This window comes from Denitrobacterium detoxificans, assembly GCF_015062615.1.
In the GTDB taxonomy this organism is placed as follows: domain Bacteria; phylum Actinomycetota; class Coriobacteriia; order Coriobacteriales; family Eggerthellaceae; genus Denitrobacterium; species Denitrobacterium detoxificans_A.
In genome coordinates this window covers 158,040-178,676 of sequence record NZ_SUUH01000002.1, presented here as the reverse complement: position 1 = coordinate 178,676, position 20,637 = coordinate 158,040, and the positions used below count along the sequence as shown (strand labels likewise).

At 57.7% G+C, this 20,637-nt stretch carries 25 protein-coding genes; 2 read left to right on the top strand and 23 right to left on the bottom strand.

Going from position 1 to position 20,637, the window contains the following annotated elements:
- Nucleotides 1-579: 579 nt before the first annotated feature.
- The 21 genes from nifJ to rplB all read right to left on the bottom strand — a co-directional run bounded on the left by nifJ (nucleotide 580) and on the right by rplB (nucleotide 16,010).
- A complete protein-coding gene (gene nifJ / locus E7002_RS03530) occupies nucleotides 580-4,110 on the bottom strand; it encodes a pyruvate:ferredoxin (flavodoxin) oxidoreductase (protein WP_303727516.1) in 3,531 nt (1,176 codons plus the stop codon).
- Nucleotides 4,111-4,254: 144 nt separating this feature from the next.
- Entirely contained in the window at nucleotides 4,255-6,435 is a 2,181-nt protein-coding gene (locus E7002_RS03525) for a cytochrome C oxidase Cbb3 (protein WP_303727515.1), read from the bottom strand.
- A gap of 155 nt (nucleotides 6,436-6,590) precedes the next feature.
- On the bottom strand, nucleotides 6,591-7,220 hold the full coding sequence (locus tag E7002_RS03520) for an adenylate kinase (RefSeq protein ID WP_303727514.1): 630 nt from the start codon (nucleotides 7,218-7,220) through the stop codon (nucleotides 6,591-6,593).
- 15 nt (nucleotides 7,221-7,235) lie between these two features.
- Entirely contained in the window at nucleotides 7,236-8,519 is a 1,284-nt protein-coding gene (secY, locus tag E7002_RS03515) for a preprotein translocase subunit SecY (protein WP_303727513.1), read from the bottom strand.
- Nucleotides 8,513-8,962 (bottom strand): 50S ribosomal protein L15, encoded by a 450-nt coding sequence (gene rplO, locus E7002_RS03510; RefSeq protein WP_066663231.1) that lies wholly within the window; start codon nucleotides 8,960-8,962, stop codon nucleotides 8,513-8,515. The genes secY and rplO overlap by 7 nt, the downstream gene beginning before the upstream one ends.
- Nucleotides 8,963-9,099: 137 nt before the next feature.
- Nucleotides 9,100-9,291 (bottom strand): 50S ribosomal protein L30, encoded by a 192-nt coding sequence (gene rpmD, locus E7002_RS03505; protein WP_066663232.1) that lies wholly within the window; start codon nucleotides 9,289-9,291, stop codon nucleotides 9,100-9,102.
- Between the two features lie 3 nt (nucleotides 9,292-9,294).
- Complete coding sequence (rpsE, locus tag E7002_RS03500; RefSeq protein WP_303727512.1) at nucleotides 9,295-9,822, bottom strand: 30S ribosomal protein S5; 528 nt, start codon at nucleotides 9,820-9,822, stop codon at nucleotides 9,295-9,297.
- A 12-nt stretch (nucleotides 9,823-9,834) separates the two neighbouring features.
- Nucleotides 9,835-10,203: a 50S ribosomal protein L18 gene (rplR, locus tag E7002_RS03495; RefSeq protein ID WP_303727511.1), complete on the bottom strand. Its 369-nt coding sequence runs from the start codon at nucleotides 10,201-10,203 to the stop codon at nucleotides 9,835-9,837.
- 17 nt (nucleotides 10,204-10,220) lie between these two features.
- Entirely contained in the window at nucleotides 10,221-10,763 is a 543-nt protein-coding gene (gene rplF, locus E7002_RS03490; protein ID WP_303727510.1) for a 50S ribosomal protein L6, read from the bottom strand.
- Nucleotides 10,764-10,780: 17 nt separating this feature from the next.
- Nucleotides 10,781-11,179, bottom strand: a complete 399-nt coding sequence (rpsH, locus tag E7002_RS03485; RefSeq protein ID WP_303727509.1) for a 30S ribosomal protein S8 — start codon at nucleotides 11,177-11,179, stop codon at nucleotides 10,781-10,783.
- Between the two features lie 105 nt (nucleotides 11,180-11,284).
- Nucleotides 11,285-11,470 carry a type Z 30S ribosomal protein S14 gene (locus E7002_RS03480; RefSeq protein ID WP_066663243.1) on the bottom strand — a complete coding sequence of 62 codons (186 nt, stop codon included), beginning with the start codon at nucleotides 11,468-11,470 and terminating at the stop codon, nucleotides 11,285-11,287.
- A gap of 47 nt (nucleotides 11,471-11,517) precedes the next feature.
- On the bottom strand, nucleotides 11,518-12,063 hold the full coding sequence (rplE, locus tag E7002_RS03475; RefSeq protein ID WP_066663246.1) for a 50S ribosomal protein L5: 546 nt from the start codon (nucleotides 12,061-12,063) through the stop codon (nucleotides 11,518-11,520).
- 117 nt (nucleotides 12,064-12,180) lie between these two features.
- Entirely contained in the window at nucleotides 12,181-12,489 is a 309-nt protein-coding gene (rplX, locus tag E7002_RS03470) for a 50S ribosomal protein L24 (RefSeq protein ID WP_066665115.1), read from the bottom strand.
- A gap of 22 nt (nucleotides 12,490-12,511) precedes the next feature.
- Entirely contained in the window at nucleotides 12,512-12,880 is a 369-nt protein-coding gene (rplN, locus tag E7002_RS03465) for a 50S ribosomal protein L14 (RefSeq protein ID WP_066663250.1), read from the bottom strand.
- A 39-nt stretch (nucleotides 12,881-12,919) separates the two neighbouring features.
- Nucleotides 12,920-13,180 (bottom strand): 30S ribosomal protein S17, encoded by a 261-nt coding sequence (gene rpsQ, locus E7002_RS03460; protein WP_066663253.1) that lies wholly within the window; start codon nucleotides 13,178-13,180, stop codon nucleotides 12,920-12,922.
- A 31-nt stretch (nucleotides 13,181-13,211) separates the two neighbouring features.
- A complete protein-coding gene (gene rpmC, locus E7002_RS03455) occupies nucleotides 13,212-13,406 on the bottom strand; it encodes a 50S ribosomal protein L29 (protein ID WP_066663264.1) in 195 nt (64 codons plus the stop codon).
- The gene (rplP, locus tag E7002_RS03450; RefSeq protein ID WP_066663267.1) at nucleotides 13,406-13,828 is read right to left on the bottom strand and encodes a 50S ribosomal protein L16; all 423 of its coding nucleotides are present in this window, start codon (nucleotides 13,826-13,828) and stop codon (nucleotides 13,406-13,408) included. Before rplP ends, rpmC begins: the two co-directional genes overlap by 1 nt.
- Nucleotides 13,828-14,535: a 30S ribosomal protein S3 gene (gene rpsC, locus E7002_RS03445; RefSeq protein WP_066663271.1), complete on the bottom strand. Its 708-nt coding sequence runs from the start codon at nucleotides 14,533-14,535 to the stop codon at nucleotides 13,828-13,830. Before rpsC ends, rplP begins: the two co-directional genes overlap by 1 nt.
- 5 nt (nucleotides 14,536-14,540) lie before the next feature.
- Nucleotides 14,541-14,882, bottom strand: a complete 342-nt coding sequence (rplV, locus tag E7002_RS03440; RefSeq protein WP_066663275.1) for a 50S ribosomal protein L22 — start codon at nucleotides 14,880-14,882, stop codon at nucleotides 14,541-14,543.
- A gap of 17 nt (nucleotides 14,883-14,899) precedes the next feature.
- A complete protein-coding gene (rpsS, locus tag E7002_RS03435) occupies nucleotides 14,900-15,157 on the bottom strand; it encodes a 30S ribosomal protein S19 (RefSeq protein ID WP_303727508.1) in 258 nt (85 codons plus the stop codon).
- Between the two features lie 22 nt (nucleotides 15,158-15,179).
- On the bottom strand, nucleotides 15,180-16,010 hold the full coding sequence (gene rplB / locus E7002_RS03430) for a 50S ribosomal protein L2 (RefSeq protein ID WP_303727507.1): 831 nt from the start codon (nucleotides 16,008-16,010) through the stop codon (nucleotides 15,180-15,182).
- A gap of 462 nt (nucleotides 16,011-16,472) precedes the next feature.
- On the opposite strand from rplB, the gene E7002_RS03425 reads away from it, so the two are divergent.
- Nucleotides 16,473-17,495, top strand: coding sequence for a glycosyltransferase family 2 protein (locus tag E7002_RS03425; RefSeq protein WP_303727506.1), 1,023 nt, complete (start codon nucleotides 16,473-16,475; stop codon nucleotides 17,493-17,495).
- Between the two features lie 50 nt (nucleotides 17,496-17,545).
- Nucleotides 17,546-18,622, top strand: a complete 1,077-nt coding sequence (locus tag E7002_RS03420) for a lysylphosphatidylglycerol synthase transmembrane domain-containing protein (protein WP_303727505.1) — start codon at nucleotides 17,546-17,548, stop codon at nucleotides 18,620-18,622.
- 1,107 nt (nucleotides 18,623-19,729) lie between these two features.
- Here E7002_RS03420 and rplW read toward each other — a convergent pair.
- Entirely contained in the window at nucleotides 19,730-20,014 is a 285-nt protein-coding gene (rplW, locus tag E7002_RS03415; RefSeq protein ID WP_066663288.1) for a 50S ribosomal protein L23, read from the bottom strand.
- The gene (rplD, locus tag E7002_RS03410) at nucleotides 20,014-20,637 is read right to left on the bottom strand and encodes a 50S ribosomal protein L4 (protein ID WP_303727504.1); all 624 of its coding nucleotides are present in this window, start codon (nucleotides 20,635-20,637) and stop codon (nucleotides 20,014-20,016) included. Before rplD ends, rplW begins: the two co-directional genes overlap by 1 nt.

Sequence of the window (20,637 nt, the reverse complement as noted above, 5' to 3'; positions counted from 1 at the left end):
TCCACTAATCCGCTAATCCGCTCGCGGGCTGGGCGGAATGCCCCGTGGGGCACGCCCCGCTCCGCTGCTCGCACGGTGCGCTGCTGTGAGTGATTGGGAACGCTCGGGTATTCCGGGCGTTCCTTTTTGCGTCCAGAAGCCGTGCTCGTGCGCTCGCTGGTTCATGCTTTTACTGCGCGCTGTTCGGGGTCCCCGCGGATTCGCGCGAGGCTTTGCCTCCCGCTCTCCGCGGGGACCCCGAACGTAGCGCGTTTTGTTTGCTTTCACAGGGTGCCCCACGGGGCATTCCGCCCAGCCCAAATCTTACCCAGAGAAATCGCATGCTCATATAAACCTGGGGTATCTACGGGCAGGGTTCGCTTCGCTCCCCTGCCCTTGGGTGGCAACTGGGCCTGGAGGTTGGTTGGGCGAGATTCGCTGCGCTCTCTCGCACGAAAGGTTTATTGGCCTGAGGAACAATTCGCTACGATCTCGACCGGTGCTGCGAAGCAAAATTCGTTGCACCCTCTCACCTTAAGGACAAAAAGAGGGGACGCGGCTGAAGCGCATCCCCTCTATATGACAGGCTTTTACGATTGCCTAGGCTTCGGAATACATTTCCTTGAGCTTGACCAGGTGATCGTAGCGATCCATGGCGCACTGCTCGTTTTCGGCGAAGAGCTCGTCGGCGCGCTCGGGGAATTCGCGCGTGAGGCGGGAATAACGCGCCTCGTTCATAAGGAACTCGCGATAACCGCCCGAGGGCTCCTTCGAATCGAGCGTAAACTTCTTGCCGGCTTCGGCTTCGGGGTTGAAGCGGAAGAGGTTCCAGTAACCGCACTCGACGGCACGTTTCATTTCGGACTGGCAATTCTTCATGCCGCCCTTGATGGAGTGCATCTCGCAGGGGCTGTAGGCGATGATGAGCGAGGGGCCGTCGTAGGCTTCGGCTTCGCAGATGGCCTTCATGGTCTGCGCAGGCTTTGCACCCATGGCAATCTGGGCAACGTAGACGTAGCCGTACGACATGGCCAGCTCGGCAAGACTCTTCTTCTGAACATCCTTACCAGCTGCTGCAAACTGGGCAACCTGACCGATGTTCGAAGCCTTGGAAGCCTGACCACCCGTGTTGGAATACACTTCCGTGTCGAATACGAGCACATTAACGTTCTGGCCGCTGGCAAGAACATGGTCGAGGCCGCCATAGCCAATGTCATATGCCCAACCGTCGCCACCGAAGATCCAGTAGCTCTTCTTGGTCAGGAATTCGCTGCGGTCGAGGATCTTGCGAGCCGCATCGGTGTCGAGCGTCTTCAGCTGTTCGACATAGGCCTTCGCAGCTTCCTGGTTCGCCTGCGCATCGTTGCGCGTATCGAGCCACTGCTGAGCTGCGGCCTTTACAGCCTCGGGAGCGTCAGACTCGATGAGAGCCGTAGATTCAAGAGCGAGTTCGTTGCGAACTGCCTCGTGACCCACGCGCATGCCCAGGCCGAATTCCGCATTGTCTTCGAACAGACTGTTGCACCATGCGGGGCCATGGCCTTCGGCAGTGGTGGTATACGGCGAGGTAGCTGCAGGATTACCCCAGATGGAAGAGCAACCAGTAGCGTTGGCGATGAACATGCGATCGCCGAAGAGCTGCGCAACCAGACGCGCGTAGCTCGTCTCGGCGCAGCCAGCGCACGAACCGGAGAACTCAAGCAGCGGCTTCTTGAACTGGCTATCCTTTACGCTCGTACCGCACGCCTCGGGCTTTTCGGCAACCTGGCTAACGCAGTAGTCGAAGACCTCCTGCTTGGGCAGTTCGCCTTCGGTGGGAAGCATGGAAAGCGAATTGGTGGGGCAAGCGCCAATGCACACGCCGCAGCCCATGCAGTCGAGCGGAGACACGGCAAGCGTGTACTTCATGCCCTTGACCTTCGGACCCTTTGCATCGATGAGCTGCGTCGATGCCGGAGCAGCCGCAGCCTCTTCCTCGGTGAGCACATAGGGGCGGATGGTGGCATGCGGGCACACGAACGAGCACTGGTTGCACTGGATGCACTTTTCGGGATTCCACGAAGCAACGGTAACGGAAAGGCCGCGCTTCTCGTAGGCCGAAGCGCCCAGAGGCCACTGGCCGTCGACATGATCCATGAATGCGCTTACGGGCAGGCGGTCGCCATCCATGCGGCCCACAGGCTGCATGATCTCGGAAACCATCTTCACCAGCTCGGGATCGCCGGAAAGCTGCTCGGGCTGAGCATCGTCTTCGGCATTGGCCCAGGCAGCGGGCACGTCAATCTTCACGAACGCAGTAGCGCCCGCGTCGATTGCCTTGTGGTTCATATCCACGACATCCTGGCCCTTCTTCAGGTAGGACTTCGTGGCGGCATCCTTCATGAGCTGGATGGCCTCTTCCTGCGGCATGATCTTCGCCAACGCGAAGAACGCGCTCTGCAGGATGGTGTTGGTACGCTTGCCCATGCCGATCTCGATGGCCAAGTCGATGGCGTTGATCGTGTAAAGCTGGATGTCGTTCTGAGCAATGTAGCGCTTCGTTTCGGCATTCAGATGCTGGTCGAGCTCTTCGGGCGACCACTGACAGTTGATCATGAACACGCCACCAGGCTTCACGTCCTGCACCATGCGGAAGCCCTTGATCAAGTAGCTGGGGTTATGGCAGGCAACGAAGTCGGCCTTGTTGATGTAGTAAGCGCTGCGGATGGGGCTATCGCCGAAACGCAGATGACTGATGGTTACGCCGCCCGTCTTCTTGCTGTCGTACTGGAAGTACGCCTGCACGTACTTGTCGGTGTGGTCGCCAATGATCTTGACGCTGTTCTTGTTTGCGCCAACGGTACCGTCGCCGCCCAGGCCCCAGAACTTGCACTCGATCGTGCCAGGCGCTGCCGTATTCGGGCAATCGGCGCTCTCGGAAAGGCTGAGATGGGTAACGTCGTCGACGATGCCAATGGTGAACTCACGCTTCGGCTCGTCCTTCGCCAGCTCTTCAAAGATGGCGAAAGCGCTGGCCGGAGGCGTGTCCTTGCTGCCCAGACCATAGCGACCGCCCGTAACCACGATATCATCGCGGCCAGCTTCGCGCAGAGCGCTCACGACGTCTAGGTACAGAGGCTCACCGATGCTGCCAGGCTCCTTCGTGCGATCCATAACAGCGATCTTGCGCACCGTTTCAGGCAGCGCATTCACGAAATGCTTGATGCTGAACGGACGGTACAGGCGAACCTTCACCAGGCCAACCTTCTCGCCATGAGCGTTCAGGTAATCGATGGTCTCTTCGAGCACGTCGCAGAACGAACCCATGCACACGACCACGCGATCGGCATCGGGCGCGCCATAGTAGTTGAACAGCTGATAATTGGTGCCGATCTTCTCGTTCACCTGCTGCATGCAACCCTCGACCACCGCAGGCAGCGCGTCGTACACGCCATTGCAGGCCTCGCGATTCTGGAAGAAGATGTCGCCATTCTGATGGCTACCACGCATTGCAGGATGCTCGGGATTGAGCGCATGGGCGCGGAACGCAGCTACGGCGTCGAAGTCGCACATATCGGCCAGATCGTCGTAATCCCATACGGCGATCTTCTGATACTCGTGGGACGTGCGGAAACCGTCAAAGAAGTTCAGGAACGGCATATGACCCTTGATGGCAGCCAGATGCGCAACGGCGGAAAGGTCCATGACCTCCTGTACGTTGCCCTCGGCGAGCATGGCGAAGCCCGTCTGGCGGCAAGCCATGACATCGGAATGATCGCCGAAGATGTTCAAGCTCTGCGTGGCTACGGTACGAGCAGACACGTGAAAAACGCACGGCAGCTGCTCGGCTGCGATCTTGTACATGTTCGGGATCATGAGCAGCAAACCCTGAGAAGCAGTGTAGGTGGTGGTAAGCGCACCTGCGGTAAGCGAGCCATGAACCGTGCCGCTCGCACCGCCCTCGCTCTGCATTTCCACGACATTCACCGTGGAACCGAAAATATTCTTACGGCCATTAGCCGACCACTGGTCCACAAAGTCGGCCATGGGGCTCGACGGGGTGATGGGATAAATACCGGCAACCTCGGTAAACGCATACGAAACATGCGCCGCAGCGGTATTGCCGTCCATAGACTTTAATTCTCTGGTCATATACCTCTCCTTCGAAGGGACCTCTGCTGAAACCAATCGTATCAGTGGCTTTCGAAGGACGGACGTAATGCACTTTAAGGTGCAATGACGTTCGGTAAGTGGGGTTTCGCGTGGTGGAGTTGTGAAGAAACGAAGATTGTGGGGCTATGTCCAGAATTGGAACATGTGGATGATGCTCTGGTACGCCCACGGATACGCCTCGGAATACCAGCCCGTTTCCGCAACCAGGCACAACAGGAAACTGTATGCCAAGCTAACGCCCACAAGGGCTGGCAAGATCTTCATGGCGATGTCGAAGCCCATAGATTCATGCGAGATATTCTCGTTCAAGATGAAGACCGTAAGCACGACCACCAGCAAGAACATGATGCTGAAGTCGGCGAAGTAACGCTGCAGAATGCCCGCCATTTCCGCATCGGCAAGTGCGATGAGCACACCCGCAACCAACAGCACGATGATGACGCCCGCCGTGGTATGCGTGCTACGCGAGCGAACGCGCATGCGCACTCCCCGAATGGCCAGCGGAAGGATCCACAAGACGGGAAGACAGGCAAAGATGCCGCCGAAGGTGACTTCCTTGATGGTCTGCCCCATGTAGGTGGTATCGAACGTAGCCGCCTGGATATACGGGAACACACCCGTAGTGGTAGGCGTCTGGAAGAAGAAGGCGAACAGCGCCGGCGCCAAGCGTCCCAGGTCCATACCGCGCTTCGTCATGTCATTCGTCGTAAGGTTGTAGTTGCTGCCGAAATCGGTAAAGCTGCCGAATCGCGCGTAGTTGTAAAGCATGATGCCCACGCCCACCACCACGAACGGGGCGATGAGGCATAGGAATTCGATGGCCCCGCGCTTCGTGAGGATGCGGCGCTCGGAAATGTACCTACGCCAGAACAGCGGAATGGCCACCAGCGCAAGCAGAATAAACTGCGGACGACAGCCCATGACCAAGGCCATGCACAACGACCCGCCCAGATAGCAGCCCAGCGGATGCTTCGCCGAGCGACCACGCATCCACAAATAGAGCGCCCACATGGAAAACGCAAGCGCCATCATAATGGGAAGCGAATAGAAAGTGGGGAATTTAACCAGGTAGAGAATGCCACAGCAGAAAACGAGGGGCATTTGCAGCAATAGGTAGAGACCAAGGCTCACATGCTTGAAATGATGACGGGCGAAGCGATGGAGCAACGCCGTGCAGCCGAGGATGAACGCAACTGCGGCAATCCACACCCCCACTGCCGTAGGGAACGAGCCGCCCGTGAGCAACAAATACGGCAAATAGAATACGATGACGGGAACCACGCCAAAGTAGACGTAGTAATGCCCCTGGTAATAGGCAACATCCCACAGGTACGATTCGCCCGTCGCCTTCTGCAATTCGTCACGCGCGCCCTTATCGTAGGGGTTGTCCATTTCCTGCAGCCATTCAGGCGGCTCTTCGTCGAGATAGAGCTGCCCATGCGACATGGCTTCAGCCAAACGCGCATACTGCTGCGAGTTTTCGCCACCCACCTCGAACGTGGTAATGACACTCGTGGGATCCCACGAACCAGAATTGTATGCCTGCGTGGCAACGCCCACGAGATTCGAACCGGTGAACAGCAAGACAGACACCAGGTATATCTCCAGGATGTTCGCCGCAAAGATGCACGCCTTAGAAAACCTAGTCGATTCCACCACCGAGATACGGTAGATAGACGACTTGGGGCGGAACAAATAGATGAACGTGATTACGGCGAGTGCGATCAGAAAGCGCGTTCCCAGGAAGTAGAACGGGTACGTATTGTTGATATACACGGCCTTGATCTTGATGGGATACGTAACATCCTCACCCGTGATCTCGATGCGCAAGTTGTTCGTAAGGCCCGTGGTGTTGAGCTTCAAATATTCCGTGCCGTCATCATTCGTGGCCACCGTTCGCACGGGCACGCCCGAGGAGTACTCGGTGGAGTCGAAGTACGTCTCGTGACCTTCATCGGTGAACTCGATTTTCACCTGAACGTTTTGGGCCGACTGGTTGCCATCGAAGTCGATGCGAACGTTTTTGACCTCTTTGTTCAGGTTCGAGAACTCGATGACGTTATCGGCTTCGGTAATGCGATACGTTTCGTCGGTCTCGTTCTGCTGGAGCGTGAGCTTGCTGGAAAGGTTCACGCAGTCATACCCGAGCGTGGCCCAGTGATTGAAGTTGAAGACGAATATCTCCAGGAAGAGAGCGATGGCAATAAGGACCGCCGCACAGCGAATATAGTGATTCACTTCCCCCGCATGAGCGCGCAGGAAGGAGCCGACCAGGTCGCGTATTCTTTCGAAAGACGTTTGCATACTGCGCTCATTATAAATAAGGATGGGCGCAACGCATACCGTATGCGAAGGAATCACGCCTATCTTCGCAATGGATGCCCAGATGAACGGCTCGCAAGGCAGAAAAAGGGGCAGGGATACTTCCCTGCCCCACACGCGCGTGATGCAATCCTGTTTTACAGGTTGAGCTTCGCAACGATGTCTTCGAGAACGACGTTCGGGTCGCGATCGCCATCGACAGCAACCAGAAGATCGCTACCGCGATAGTAGTCGATCAGCGGAGCCGTGGACTTCTCGTAAACGTCGAGACGATTACGCACCGTGGCCTCGTTGTCGTCGTCGCGCTGGTACATCTCGCCAGAGCACTTCGGGCACGAAGCACCATCGGCTTCGGAGCCGATAAAGCCACACTCACGGCACATACGGCGGCTGGTGAGGCGCTTGACGATAACTTCGAAGTCGACGTCGATGAGCAGAGCGGCGTCGAGCGGACGCTCGAGCTGGCTGAGCATACCATCGAGAGCAACGGCCTGCGTGGTGGTACGCGGAAAACCGTCGAACAAAACGCCAGCCTGCGTATCGGGCTGCTGGATGCGCTCCTTCATGAGGTCGATGATGAGCTCGTCGGGAACAAGTTCGCCGGCATCCATGAAGCCCTTGGCCTTCACGCCAAGTTCCGTCTGGTCACGCACGGCAGCGCGCAGGATGTCGCCCGTGGAGATGTGGCACATGCCAAACTTCTCGACCAGCTTCGCAGCCTGCGTGCCCTTACCGGCACCGGGTGCTCCGAGGAGTACGATATTCATTACGCAACACTTCCTTTACTTGAAGAAGCCATCGTAGTTGTACATCTTCAACTGGGACTCGACCTTATTCATGGTGTCGAGGGCAACGCCAATCATGATGAGGATGGACGTACCACCAAACGCCTGAATAAGATAGTTGTTCGTAAACGAGAACAGGATGGAAGGCACAACTGCAACAGCGGCAATGAACATGGCACCGGGAAGCGTGACATGCTTGATCACGCTCTTGATGTAGTTCACGGTAGCCGTGCCAGGACGAATGCCAGGCACGAAGCCACCCTGCTTCTGCAGGTTACTGGAAAGCTCTTCGGGATTGAACACCATCGACGTGTAGAAATACGCAAAGAAGATGATGAGCACGAAGGTAAGCACCCAGTTGACCCATCCGCTCGAAATAGCGTTCGCGAACGAATTCAGCCAATCTACGTTGAACAGCGCGGCAATCTGCGCCGGGAAGTAGATAAGGCAGCTCGCGAAGATGATGGGGATAACGCCCGCGGCATTCACCTTCAGGGGGATGTAGGTGGACTGGCCACCCATCATCTTGCGACCCTGCACGCGCTTGGCGTAGCTGACGGGAATGCGACGCTGAGCGCGCTCCATGAAAATGATCGCGGGAATGGCAATGATTACCACAGCAAGGATGAGCAGCGTGATAGCCAGGCCCATGCCTGCATCGGACTGGCTCGTGGCACTCTCGAAGATAGCCGAGGGCACACGCGAGACGATGCTCGTGAAGATGATGAGCGACATGCCGTTGCCGATGCCACGCTGCGTGATGAGCTCGCCCATCCACATGATGAAGCCGGTACCGGCAACGAGCGTGAACACCACGAGGAAGCACGTAAGGCCATAGGGCACTTCAGAAGAGAACGTCACGCCGTACGTGCTGGACTGAAAGAGCAGCAGGTAACCAACGGCGTTGATGAGACCAAGCGCAAGCGTGAGCCAACGCGTCGCCTGCGTAATCTTCTTGCGGCCGGCTTCGCCTTCCTTGGCCCAGCGGCCCACGGCGGGAATAACGCCCTGCATCAGCTGCATGATGATAGATGCAGTGATGTAGGGCATGATGCCCAGCGCGAACACGCTGAAGTGGGAAAGCGCACCACCAGAAAAGATGTCGATCATCGTCATAGCGGCGCCGCCGGCTTCCTGATACGCCTGCGCGAACGCGGCGAACGGGATGCCGGGCACCGGAATGTACGAACCCAGGCGATACAGGGCAAGGATGGCCAGCGTAAACAGAATCTTGTTACGCAGCTCCTTAACCTTGAATGCTTCTACCAGGGAACTTAGCAAGGCTGCTCAACCTTTCCTCCAGCTGCCTCGATCTTCGCGGCAGCGCTTGCGGATACCTTGTCCACCTTGACAGTCAGGGCCTTGGTGATTTCGCCATCGCCCAGAACCTTTACGGGAGCATCAGCATGCTTGATGATGCCCTTGGCCTTCAGGCTATCGCCGTCGACCACTTCGCCAGCCTCGAACTTTTCCTCGAGACGGCTAACGTTAACAGGCAGATACTCCACGCGGTTGATGTTGCGGAAGCCGGGGAGCTTCGGCAGACGACGTGCCAGAGGAGTCTGGCCACCCTCGAAGCCGGCACCCTTGCCGCCACCAGCGCGGGACTTCTGACCGTTCAGACCGCGACCGGCGGTTTTACCCGTACCAGAAGCAGCACCGCGACCAACGCGCTTGCGGTTCTTACGAGAGCCCTCTGCCGGCTTAAGATCCTTGAGTTCCATTACTGCATTCTCCTTTCGCTTACCCGCTATTCGCGGGTACGCTGGCAGCTCGCCGCCAGCTAACTTCCTGTGCCAGATGCACAATCTGGCATATTACCAAATATGGCCCCGGAGGCAAACCCCGGGGCCTTGTGCACTTATTTGTTCTCGGTGACTTCGATGAGGTGCTTGACCTTGAAGATCTGACCGCGAACGGATTCGTTGTCGACCAGGTCGCGTTCCTTGCCGATGCGGCCAAGACCCAGTGCCTTCAGGGTCTTACCCTGCGTGGCGGGACGGCCGATGGCGCTACGAACCTGCTTTACATGCAGCGTCTTCTTCTCTGCCATGGGTTATTCACTGTCCTTCCAGCCGTAGATCTTGGCGACCGAAATGCCGCGGCGCTCGGCCACTTCTTCGGGGCTCTGCATGGACTGCAGGCCAGCAGCGGTAGCCTTGACCACGTTCATAACGTTGTCGGTGCCCAGGGACTTCGCGAAGACGTCCTTGACGCCAGCGAGCTCCATGACGGCACGAGCAGCGCCACCGGCGATAACGCCGGTACCAGGCGTAGCCGGCTTGATGAGCACACGGCCTGCGCCGTACTCGCCGATAACTTCGTGAGGAAGCGTACCATCGGCAGTGAGCGGCACGGAGAACATGTTCTTCTTGGCGTCTTCGACACCCTTGCGGATGGCGATGGGCACTTCCTGGGACTTACCCATGCCGATGCCCACGTTGCCGTTACCGTCGCCTACGACGACCAGGGCGGTGAGACCGAAGCGACGGCCACCCTTGACAACCTTGGAAACGCGATTGATGTATACCACGCGCTCCTGAAGCTCAGGAACGTCAGACTGATGTTCTTGCTTACGAGCCATACTAACCCTCTCTTAGAATTTCAGGCCTGCTTCGCGGGCACCTTCGGCAACAGCCTTGATGCGCCCGTGATACAGGTTTCCGCCACGGTCGAAAACGACTTCGGTAATACCGGCGGCAATAGCCTTCTTGCCGATAATCTCGCCAAGCGCGGCGGCACCTTCGACGGTAGCGCCCTTCTTGTCGGTAGCCTTGAACTCAGGGCCGAGCGTGGACACGCCGCAGAGCGTCTTGCCAGCTACATCGTCGATAACCTGAGCGTACATGTTGGAGTTGCTGCGCGTGATGCACAGACGGGGACGGGCGGCCGTGCCCGAAACCTTGCCGCGCACGCGGGTATGACGGCGACGCAGCCCAGCTTGCTTTTTCTGAAGCTTCTTCATATCGTATCCCTTCGCGCTTATTCGGACTTGGCGGCTTTGCCGAGCTTACGACGGACATGCTCGCCCTCGTAGCGGATACCCTTGCCCTTGTAGGGTTCAGGCTTGCGCCAGGCGCGAACGTTAGCGGCAACCTGACCGACGGCTTCCTTGCTGGCGCCCTTCACGAAGATTTCCGTGGGGCTGGGAACCTCGAACGTGATGCCGGCCGGAGGCTCGACAACAACGGGATGCGAGAAACCGAGGGACAGCTCAAGGTTGGAACCCTTGAGAGCGGCACGGTAGCCAACGCCGACGAGCTCGAGCTTCTTGGAGTAGCCTTCCGACACGCCGATGACCATGTTCTGGATCAGCGTACGCGTGAGGCCATGGAGGCTCTTGGCTTCGCGGGAATCATCAGGACGCTCCACCACGATGGTGTTCTCGACCTGAGAAATTTTCAGAATGGACTGGAAGGTGCGGGTGAGCTCACCCAGCTTGCCCTTCACAGTGACGGTGGAACCGTCGATGGTAACGTCGACACCTTCGGGGATGACGACAGGCATCTTACCAATACGAGACATACTATCGCTCCCTTCCTTTACCAGATGTAGGCGATGACTTCGCCGCCGATGCCCTTCTTGCGAGCATCGCGGTCGGCCATAACGCCCTGAGACGTGGAAATGATTGCAGTGCCAAGACCACCCAGAACGCGGGGCAGCTCGTCCTTGCCAGCGTAGATGCGCAGGCCAGGCTTGCTGATGCGCTTGATGCCGCGGATCGTGCGGTTCTTCTTGGCGCCGTACCTCAGCGTAATCTCGAGGATGTCGCGGGGGCTAGAGGGTTCAATCTCGTAGCCGGCGATATAGCCCTCTTCGTGCATGATGCGGGCGATTTCCACCAGCTTCTTGCTGGAGGGCATCGAAACCGTATCGTGGCCCGCAGAATTTGCGTTACGCACACGCGTAAGCATATCTGCGATGGGGTCGTTCATGCTCATTGTTTCTCCTTTGGTTCGTGATGAGCTGAAAGCGCGGTTCGCGAGCACCCATGATGCGCGCGCCTTCGCTAGCAGCACACCTAACGTGACGATTGAATCCGGTTCTTACCAGGAAGACTTCGTAACGCCAGGAAGTTCGCCTTTGTTAGCCAGTTCGCGCAGGCACACGCGGCACAGGCCAAACTTGCGGTAATACGCGCGGGGGCGACCGCAACGGCTGCAGCGATTGTGCTGACGGGTCGAGAATTTCGGCTCGCGCTTCGCTTTGGCGATCATCGATTTCTTAGCCATTCATATCCTTCTTTCTTTAACTCACTCGTTTTGCGGAGTGTAGTTGCTTAATCCTTAAACGGGAAGCCGAGGGCATCGAGAAGAGCCTTGGCCGCCACGTCATCTTCAGCAGTGGTGACGAAGGTGATGTCCATACCACGAGTACGATCGATCTTGTCGTAGTCGATTTCGGGGAAGATGAGCTGCTCGGTGATGCCCATGGTGTAGTTACCACGGCCATCGAAGCTCTTCGGGGAGATACCGCGGAAGTCGCGCACGCGAGGAAGGGCGATAGCCAGCAGGCGATCGAGGAATTCCCACATGCGGTCGCCACGCAGCGTAACCTTGCAGCCAATAGCCTGGCCCTCGCGTACGTGGAAGCCAGCGATGGACTTCTTGGCGCGGGTAACCATGGGCTGCTGACCGGTGATGGTGCGCATGTCGGCGATAGCGGCGTCGAGAAGCTTGGAATCGCTGGCAGCGGCGCCAACGCCCATGTTCACGACGATCTTCTCAAGACGCGGGGTCTTGTTGACGTTGTCGATACCCAGATCCTTGATGAGCTGGGGAGCGACAACCTTCTGGTACTGTTCCTTCAGACGAGGAGTAGCCATTGTGTTCTTCCCTTTCCGATGATTTGAACGCGGGATTACCGACCCCGCGTCCCCCGCACTTTACGGGGGTCATGGCAAAACCAGCCCATACGAGCTGGTTTTGCAAACTAGATTAATTTAATCGATATCGGCGCCGCATTTCTTGCAAACGCGAATCTTCTTGCCATCTACACGCTTTACGCTCACGCGCGTGGCCTTGTTGCACTTGGGGCAAACCAAAGCCACGTTGGAAACGTGGATGGGAGCCTCGACGTGAGTAAGACCACCCTGCGGATTGGCCTGCGTAGGATGCATGGCCTTCGTGACCATGTTCACCTTTTCGACCACAACGCGCTGCTTAGCGGGGAGCGAACGGATGACGGTGCCTTCGGCTCCCTTGTCCTTGCCGGCGAGAACCTTGACCTTGTCATTCTTCTTGATGTTCATCTTCATGTACTTCTACCCTCCCCTACAGCGTCTCGGGTGCCAGGGACACGATCTTCATGTACTTCTTGTCGCGCAGTTCGCGGGCAACAGGCCCGAAGATACGCGTGCCACGGGGCGAGCCATCGGCGTTGATCAGAACAGCAGCGTTCTGATCGAACTTGATGTAGCTGCCATCCTTGCGGCGCACTTCCTTCTTCTGGCGCACGACAACGCAACGGACGACTTCGCCCTTCTTCACGTTGCCGTTGGGCAGTGCCTCTTTAACGCTGCAGATGATAACGTCACCCAGGCCAGCGTAACGGCGCTTGGAGCCGCCGAGGACCTTGATGCACTGCACCTTGCGAGCGCCGGAGTTGTCGGCCACCGCGAGCATGGTTTGCATCTGAATCATTGCTAAAACCTTCCTTACGATTAGTTCGCACGGGGCAAACTATTTGGCCTTCTCGACGATTTCGATGAGGCGCCAGCGCTTCATCTTGGACAGCGGACGGGTCTCCATGATGCGAACGGTGTCGCCCACGCCCGTCTCGTTGTTCTCATCGTGCGCATGGAACTTCTTCGTGGTCGTCATCATCTTGCCGTAGATCGGATGGGGCTTGCGCTCCTTGACCTCGACAACGCACGTCTTGTCGCCAGCGGTGCTCACCACGATGCCCTGGCGAACTTTGCGAGAGTTGCGTTCTTCACTCATACTCTTTAAGTCCTTTCAGTTCGCTCTTGACTTATGCGGAGAGCTCACGGGCGCGCATTTCGGTCTGGATGCGCGCAATGTCCTTCTTTACCTGCTTGACGCGAGCCGTGTTGTCCAGCTGGCTGGTGGCCATCTGGAAACGAAGATTGAACAGCTCGGCACGCGCCTCCTTCAGCTTCGCCTGCAGGTCGTCGGCGGAAAGTTCACGGATTTCGCTAGCCTTCATTATTCCTGGCCCTCCGTTTCGCGAGAGACAATCTTGCACTTGATGGGCAGCTTGTTGATGGCCAGACGAAGTGCTTCCTTGGCGGTTTCCTCGTCAACGTCAGCAACCTCGAACATGATGCGGCCGGGCTTCACGACGGCAACCCAAGCCTCGGGGTTACCCTTACCGGAACCCATGCGGGTTTCAGCCGGCTTCTGGGTAATGGGCTTGTCAGGGAAGATCGTGATCCAAACCTTACCGCCACGCTTCATCTGACGCGTGATGGCGATACGAGCAGCCTCGATCTGACGGTTGGTGATCCAATGAGCTTCGAGAGCCTGGATGCCCCACTGGCCATGGTTCAGACGCGTACCGCCCTTGGCCTTGCCCTTCATGGAGCCACGCTGCACCTTACGATGCTTTACACGCTTGGGTACTAGCATTATTTGTTCCCCCTATCGTTGTTACGACGACGGTTAGGACGGGAGCTAGAGCCCTCCAGAGCGGGTTCCGGAGCCTTCTGGCCCGGCATGACCTCGCCGTGGTACACCCACACCTGAACGCCAATGGCGCCCATCTGAGTGTTAGCGGTGTAGAAACCGTAGTCGATCTTCGCACGCAGGGTATGCAGGGGCACGCGACCCTCGCGATACCACTCGCGGCGGCTCATCTCAGCGCCACCCAGACGGCCGGCGCACTGGATACGGATGCCCTTGGCACCGCTCTTGCGAGCGGACTGAACAGCCTTGCGCATGGCGCGACGGAAGGCAACGCGGCCTTCCAGCTGCTCGGCCACAGACTGGGCAATAAGGGTAGCGTCGAGTTCGGGACGCTTGATTTCGACAACTTCGACGCTGACGGGGCCGTTGGCCACCTTCGAGAGCTTCTTGCGAAGCGCATCGATTTCAGCGCCCTTCTTGCCAATCACAACACCCGGGCGAGCCGTGGTGATGATGATTTTGATCTTGTCGCCGGCGCGCTCGATTTCAACCTTGGAAACGGCTGCACGAGCGAGCTGCTTGTCGAGGTATTCGCGAATAGCGAGGTCGTTTTCCAGCGTAGACGCGTAATCCTTATCGGCATACCAGCGGCTGCGCCAGTTTTCGATGACGCCGAGGCGGAAGCCGGTGGGGCTGACTTTCTGTCCCATGTGTTTTATGCCTCCTCTCGGGTGCCAACGATAATGGTGATGTGGCTCGTGCGCTTGCGGATGCGCGACGCGGAGCCCTTTGCACGAGGACGAATGCGCTTCAGCGTGGGGCCTTCGTCGACGTAGGCGGCCTTGACCACGAGCTGATTGGCGTTTACATGATCCTTGTGCTCTGCGTTGGCAACGGCCGAGTTGAGCGTCTTCTCGACGGTTTCGGCGATAGCGCGTTCGGTGTAAGCCAGGATCTCACGAGCCTGGATTACGGACTTGCCGCGCACCTGGTCTACGACGATGCGAGCCTTGCGGGGCGAGACGCGCACGTAGCGAGCGATTGCTTTAGCTTCCATGTTCTATCCCTCCCTACTTATTTCGCATGGCCGCGGAACGTACGCGTGGGAGCGAACTCTCCCAGCTTGTGGCCAACCATGGATTCGGTGATGTATACCGGCACGTGCTTGCGACCATCATGAACGGCGATGGTGTGACCCACCATTTCCGGGAAGATGGTGCTAGAACGGGACCAGGTCTTGACGACGTCCTTCGTGCCCGCAGCGTTCATCGCATCGATGCGATTGAGAAGGCGCGGTTCCACAAAGGGACCTTTTTTCAAACTTCTGCTCACATTAACTCCTAGCTAATTCGCGCTACTTCTTGCGACGACGGATGATCAGGCGGCTCGAAGCCTTCTTCGGGTTGCGGGTGCGATGGCCCTTGGTGGGAACGCCCCACGGAGAAACAGGATGACGACCGGCGGTCTTGTTCTTGCCCTCGCCACCACCATGGGGATGGTCGACGGGGTTCATGACGGTACCGCGAACGGTGGGACGGACGCCCATCCAGCGCTTGCGGCCAGCCTTGCCGATCTTGATGTTGCCATGCTCGGCATTGCCAACCTCGCCGATGGTGGCGCGGCAGGTTACGAGCACGCGGCGCATTTCGGAAGAGGGCATACGCAGGATAGCGTAGTCGCCTTCCTTACCCATGAGCTGGATGCTGGTGCCAGCGGAACGAGCCAGGGCAGCACCCTTGCCGGGCTGCAGCTCGACGGCATGCACGAGCGTACCAACGGGGATAGCCGAAAGAGGCATGGCGTTGCCGGGCTTGATGTCGGCACCTTCGCCGGAAAGCACCGTATCACCCACGCACAGACCCTTCGGATGCAGAATGTAGCGCTTCTCGCCGTCCACGTAGTGGAGCAGAGCGATGCGAGCGCTGCGATTCGGGTCGTATTCGATGGTGGCAACCTTGGCGGGCACGCCGTCCTTGTTGCGCTTGAAATCGATAAGACGATAACGACGCTTCACGCCGCCGCCCTGATGGCGGGTGGTGATGCGACCGTAGTTGTTGCGACCTGCCTTCTTCGGCAGAGGACGCAGCAGCGACTTTTCCGGCTTATCCGTCGTGATCTCCGCGAAGTCGGAGACCGTCTGGAAGCGTCGGCCGGGGCTAGTCGGCTTGAATTGCTTGACTCCCATTCAAATTTCCTTTCTGTCTCTGTGGCACACGATCGCCGCTTAGCCCAAACCTGGGATAGTTTGAACTTACGACCCCGTTTGTTACCACGCGCCCGGGTGTATCCATACACACAGTGACGCAAAGATGTATTGTAGATAGGAAAGGGAGCACTCGCAAGGGACCCACTAAATAGTCACAATCACGCTTGCGATAGATAGAGCGTACGCGCAAAGCGGGGCGCATACGGCAAAGAAGCTTCGAGGACGCAACCAGCGATACGGGCAAACCCCGAGCGACATACATACTATATAGGGCAGATCGACGCATGAGAGCCCCCAAACCGATTCTCCACCATTCCCGCTTCCCCACCCCATAAAGTGACCCCGTATATATGTAGGCTTACCATGATTATCACGCCCCATATTGGGGCCTACTGATAAAATAGGCGCGTTGTGCCCGAATGCCCAAGGAGGATCAGAGGTTTGAACCCCACGCTTACCATAGCGATGCCGTGTTACAACACCGCGGAGTACCTCGACCAGTGCTTCGACTCCCTGCTCGACAAGGTTTCGGGCATCGAAATCGTTGCCATCGACGATGGATCCACCGATGAAACGCTTTCCATCCTGGAAGGCTATCAGCAGCGCTATCCCGAAAGCGTACGCGTCTTCCATCAGGAAAATGCCGGCTGGGGCGGCGCAATCAACCACGCCCTCCGCGAGGCACAGGGCACGTTCATGCTGGTGCTCGATTCCGACGATCATCTCGACGCCGAAGCGCTCGAACGCGTTGTTCGCAAGATCGAGGAACTTGAAGCCGAAAATGCGCAGGTCGATTTGTTCGTAACGAACTTCGTGTACGACCACGTGGCCGACAAGTCCACCAAGCAAATCAGCTACCGCAACATGATGCCGCGTGACCGCGTTTTCACGTGGGCCGATACGAAGAACCCCTCCATTTCGGAGTACTTCATGATGCACGCCATGACGTATCGCGTGCAGACCTTGCGCGAAAGCGACCTGAAGCTTCCCGAGCATGCTGCCTACATGGACAGCATCTACGCTCTACATCCACTTCCCCACGTGCGCAACCTGTACTATATGGATGTCGATCTGTACTTCTACCTCATCGGCCGCGAGGGCCAATCCATCGAGATCGAGGTTTTGAAGAAGCACATCAGCGAGCAGCTGCAGGCAACGCGTCACGTCATCGACGACTTCAATTACGAAGAGCTTCGTGCGAAGAGCCCGCAAATGGCCGACAGCATCGCGCGATACCTGTCCACCATGATGACGGTATCGACCATTTACCTGTTTAAAATCAACACTGCGGCATCAATCGCCGAAGTTCGCTCCATCTGGAAGTACCTTGAGGAGAACGATTCCGCCATGTATCGCTTCGTAAAGCATTCCATGGCCGGATGGACGTATCGTCACACCCCCATCGGCCGTGCCCTGGCTCGTGGCGTATATTCATTTGTGAACAGGATTTTCAAGTTCGCGTAATCCCGCTTCGAAGGGGGATACGCACGAGGGACTTGCAGGGAAAGGCACCCATGCGGGACACGGAAAAGCCGATAGTCGACGAAGAAGAAGTTATCGAAGAACCCCATATCAAGGGGAAGATTCTTAACATCGTCCTGCTCATTCTGGCATTTGGCCTTCTGTGCGTGTATCTTTTCATCGGCGGCGAAGCCAGCGAACTGGCCGAAGCAGTAAGCGACATTCGCTGGACGTGGCTCACGCTTGCCCTGTTCATGGTGGTGCTCTACTGGGTGCTCGAAAGCGTATGCATTCAGATTTTCGCTAACAAGATGCACCCTGGCTTCAAGTTCTACAAGACAAATATCGTTACCGTCATCGGGCAGTACTTCAACTGCGTCACGCCGCTTTCCAGTGGCGGCCAGCCCTTCCAAGCGTACTACTATCGCCGTTTCGGCATGCCGTACTCGAAGTCAATCCCCATGCTGCTATGCAGGTTCATCTCGTACCAGCTCTCCACCACCACGTTCTGCGCTATCGTGCTGCTTCTGCGCTTTACGTACTTCACCAACGAAAACCCCGCCCTCATGGCACTCGTTATCGTTGGCTTCATCGGTGGCCTGGGCCTTATGACCATGCTCCTTCTACTGGCCTTCTGGCGCTCCGGTACGCAGCATGTCGTGCACGTCGTTTTGCGCTTGGGCGCGAAGATTCACCTTGTCAAGGATTTGGATGGCTCCATCGCCTGGGCAGACAAGCAGATCAGCGACGCCTACAACGAGATTCAGTTCCTCCTGAAGGAGCCCAAGCTGCTGGCGAAGTCGTCTGCCGTTACATTCGTGCAGCTGGCTGAATACTTCTCCATCTCGTACGTCATCTATCGAGGATTTGGTTACGTAGATGCCGACTTCCTTTCAATCATTTCCTGCCAGGCGTTCGTGTACATGATCTCGTCGTTCGTTCCCACCCCCGGTGCCGTGGGCGCCGCCGAGAGCTCGTACGCACTCTTCTTCAGCACCATCTACCCCAATGCAGCCGTAGTGGCCCTTTCCACCTTCATCTGGAGGTTGCTCACCTTCTACTTCCCCATCGTCGTTGGAATGCTGCTTACGCTGGTCGTGAACCATTCCAAGACGCTTACGCGGCAGTAAGCTTTTTCGGGTTGTCCGGTCGGGCGGCCGCATGGCCCCTTTGGGACACCCGCTCCGCTGCTCGCGTGGTTTCGGCCCCGCACGGGCCGAAACCTACGCTCGTGCGCTCGCTGGTTCATGCTTTCACTTCGCGCTGCTCGGGGTTGCGGCGTAGATTTGCGTGAAGCTTTGCTTCCCGCTCTCTACGCCGCAACCCCGAGCATAGCGCTTTATTTTTTTGCTTTCACAGTGTCCCTACGGGGCCATGTGGCCGCCCGACCTACCCGGTTCAACTTACTACCGTGCGCAGGTCGGATGCTTAACGACCTGGTAAGACTTCCCCACGATGGGCAAATAGCAGCCTCGCTTAAATCGGTTTTCGACCTGCTCGAACCCAACCAAGGACGGCATCCATCCCGCTCGCTGCGGGCCGTAGGCCCGCAGCATCGCCAGTACGTTACGAGCCGAACCAATGGTGCGCACAACGAAAGTCAGTGACTATTCGGCAATCCAACAGCCGAACAGGCAATAACCCACCCCATACCCCAAGCTGGGCGAAGGCGCCGATTCGCGCAGCGAATCCAGCCCTGACAACAAGCACGGCTAATCCAAATAGCCCCAACGAAAGCAATTAAGGGGAGAAGCATCGGCAACAGCTACAGTTGCCGAACGTTTTAAGCGATCCCAGTTAGCGAACTGGCCACCGCCCGGGAATAGGCAAACCCATCAGCAAGAAGAGCGAGCGCAGCGATGCTCCCCACAGGGTGCGACGATTAGACGCCTTTGTTGTAGCTCAATCCGACCTGCGGCAAGGGGCGTGCCCCGCAACCCCTCTGGCACACTCTGAAAGCCATACAAAAGGCGCTGAACTCGGGGGTTGCCGACGGAGGAGGAAGCGAAGCTTCCGACAAACGTCGGCAACCCCCGAGCAGCGCCAAGTAAATGCATGAAGCAGCGAGCGCACGAGCGTAGGTTTTGGCCCGTGTGGGGCCAAAACCACGCGAGCAGCGGAGCGGGTGTGCCAGAGGGGTTGCGGGGCACGCCCCTCCCCCAGGTCGAACACCCCAGCAACGAAAAGAGCACCCAGCATAAGCCAGGTGCTCTTCAAAACTAGCGAATAAGCTAGATTTAGGCGGTGAACAGCTCGATGCTGTCGCCCTCGGCCAGGGTAACCATGGCCTTCTTCCAAGTGCGGGTGCGGCCCATGGTGTAGCGGACACGCTTCGGCTTGGACTTCACGTTGAGCGTGTTGACCTTCTTGACCTTGACGTCAAAGATTTCCTCGACAGCCTTGGCGATTTCGATCTTGTTAGCGCTCTTGGCAACTTCGAACGTGTAAACGTTGTTCTCCATCATGTCGTAGCTATGCTCAGAAATGACGGGGCGGATGATCACTTCGCGGGGATCCTTCATTATGCAAGCACCTCCTCGATGCGATTCAGAGCCTCGGCGCTGATAACGAGCGCCTTGTTGTTCACCAGGTCGTAGGTGTTCATCTCGCTGACGGGGATAACCTCGACGAGGGGAAGGTTGCGGAAGCTGAGGTAGGCGTTCACGTCTTCGTCGCCAACCACGATCGTGGTGCGACCGGAAACGTTCAGAGCCTCGAGGCAAGCCTTCGCATCCTTGGTCTTGGGAGCTTCGAAGCCGAAAGCGTCGACAACGTACAGCTCTTCGTCGGCCAGCTTAGCGGACAGCGCGGAGCGCAGAGCAAGCTTGACTTCCTTGTTGTTCACGCGGAAAGCGTAGGAACGGGGATGCGGACCGAAGACCGTACCGCCGCCAGCCCATTGGGGAGCACGAATCGTACCCTGACGAGCACGGCCGGTGCCCTTCTGACGCCACGGCTTCTTGCCGCCGCCGCGCACCTGGCCACGGGTTTTGGTGTCATGCGTACCCTGGCGCCAGGAAGCACGCTGGGCGCGCACGACCTGATGCATCACGGGGATGTTCGGCTCGATGCCGAACACCGCAGCGTTCAGGTCGCGTACTTCGACCTTCTTGCCGCTCGTGTTCTTAACTTCAATGTTTGCCAT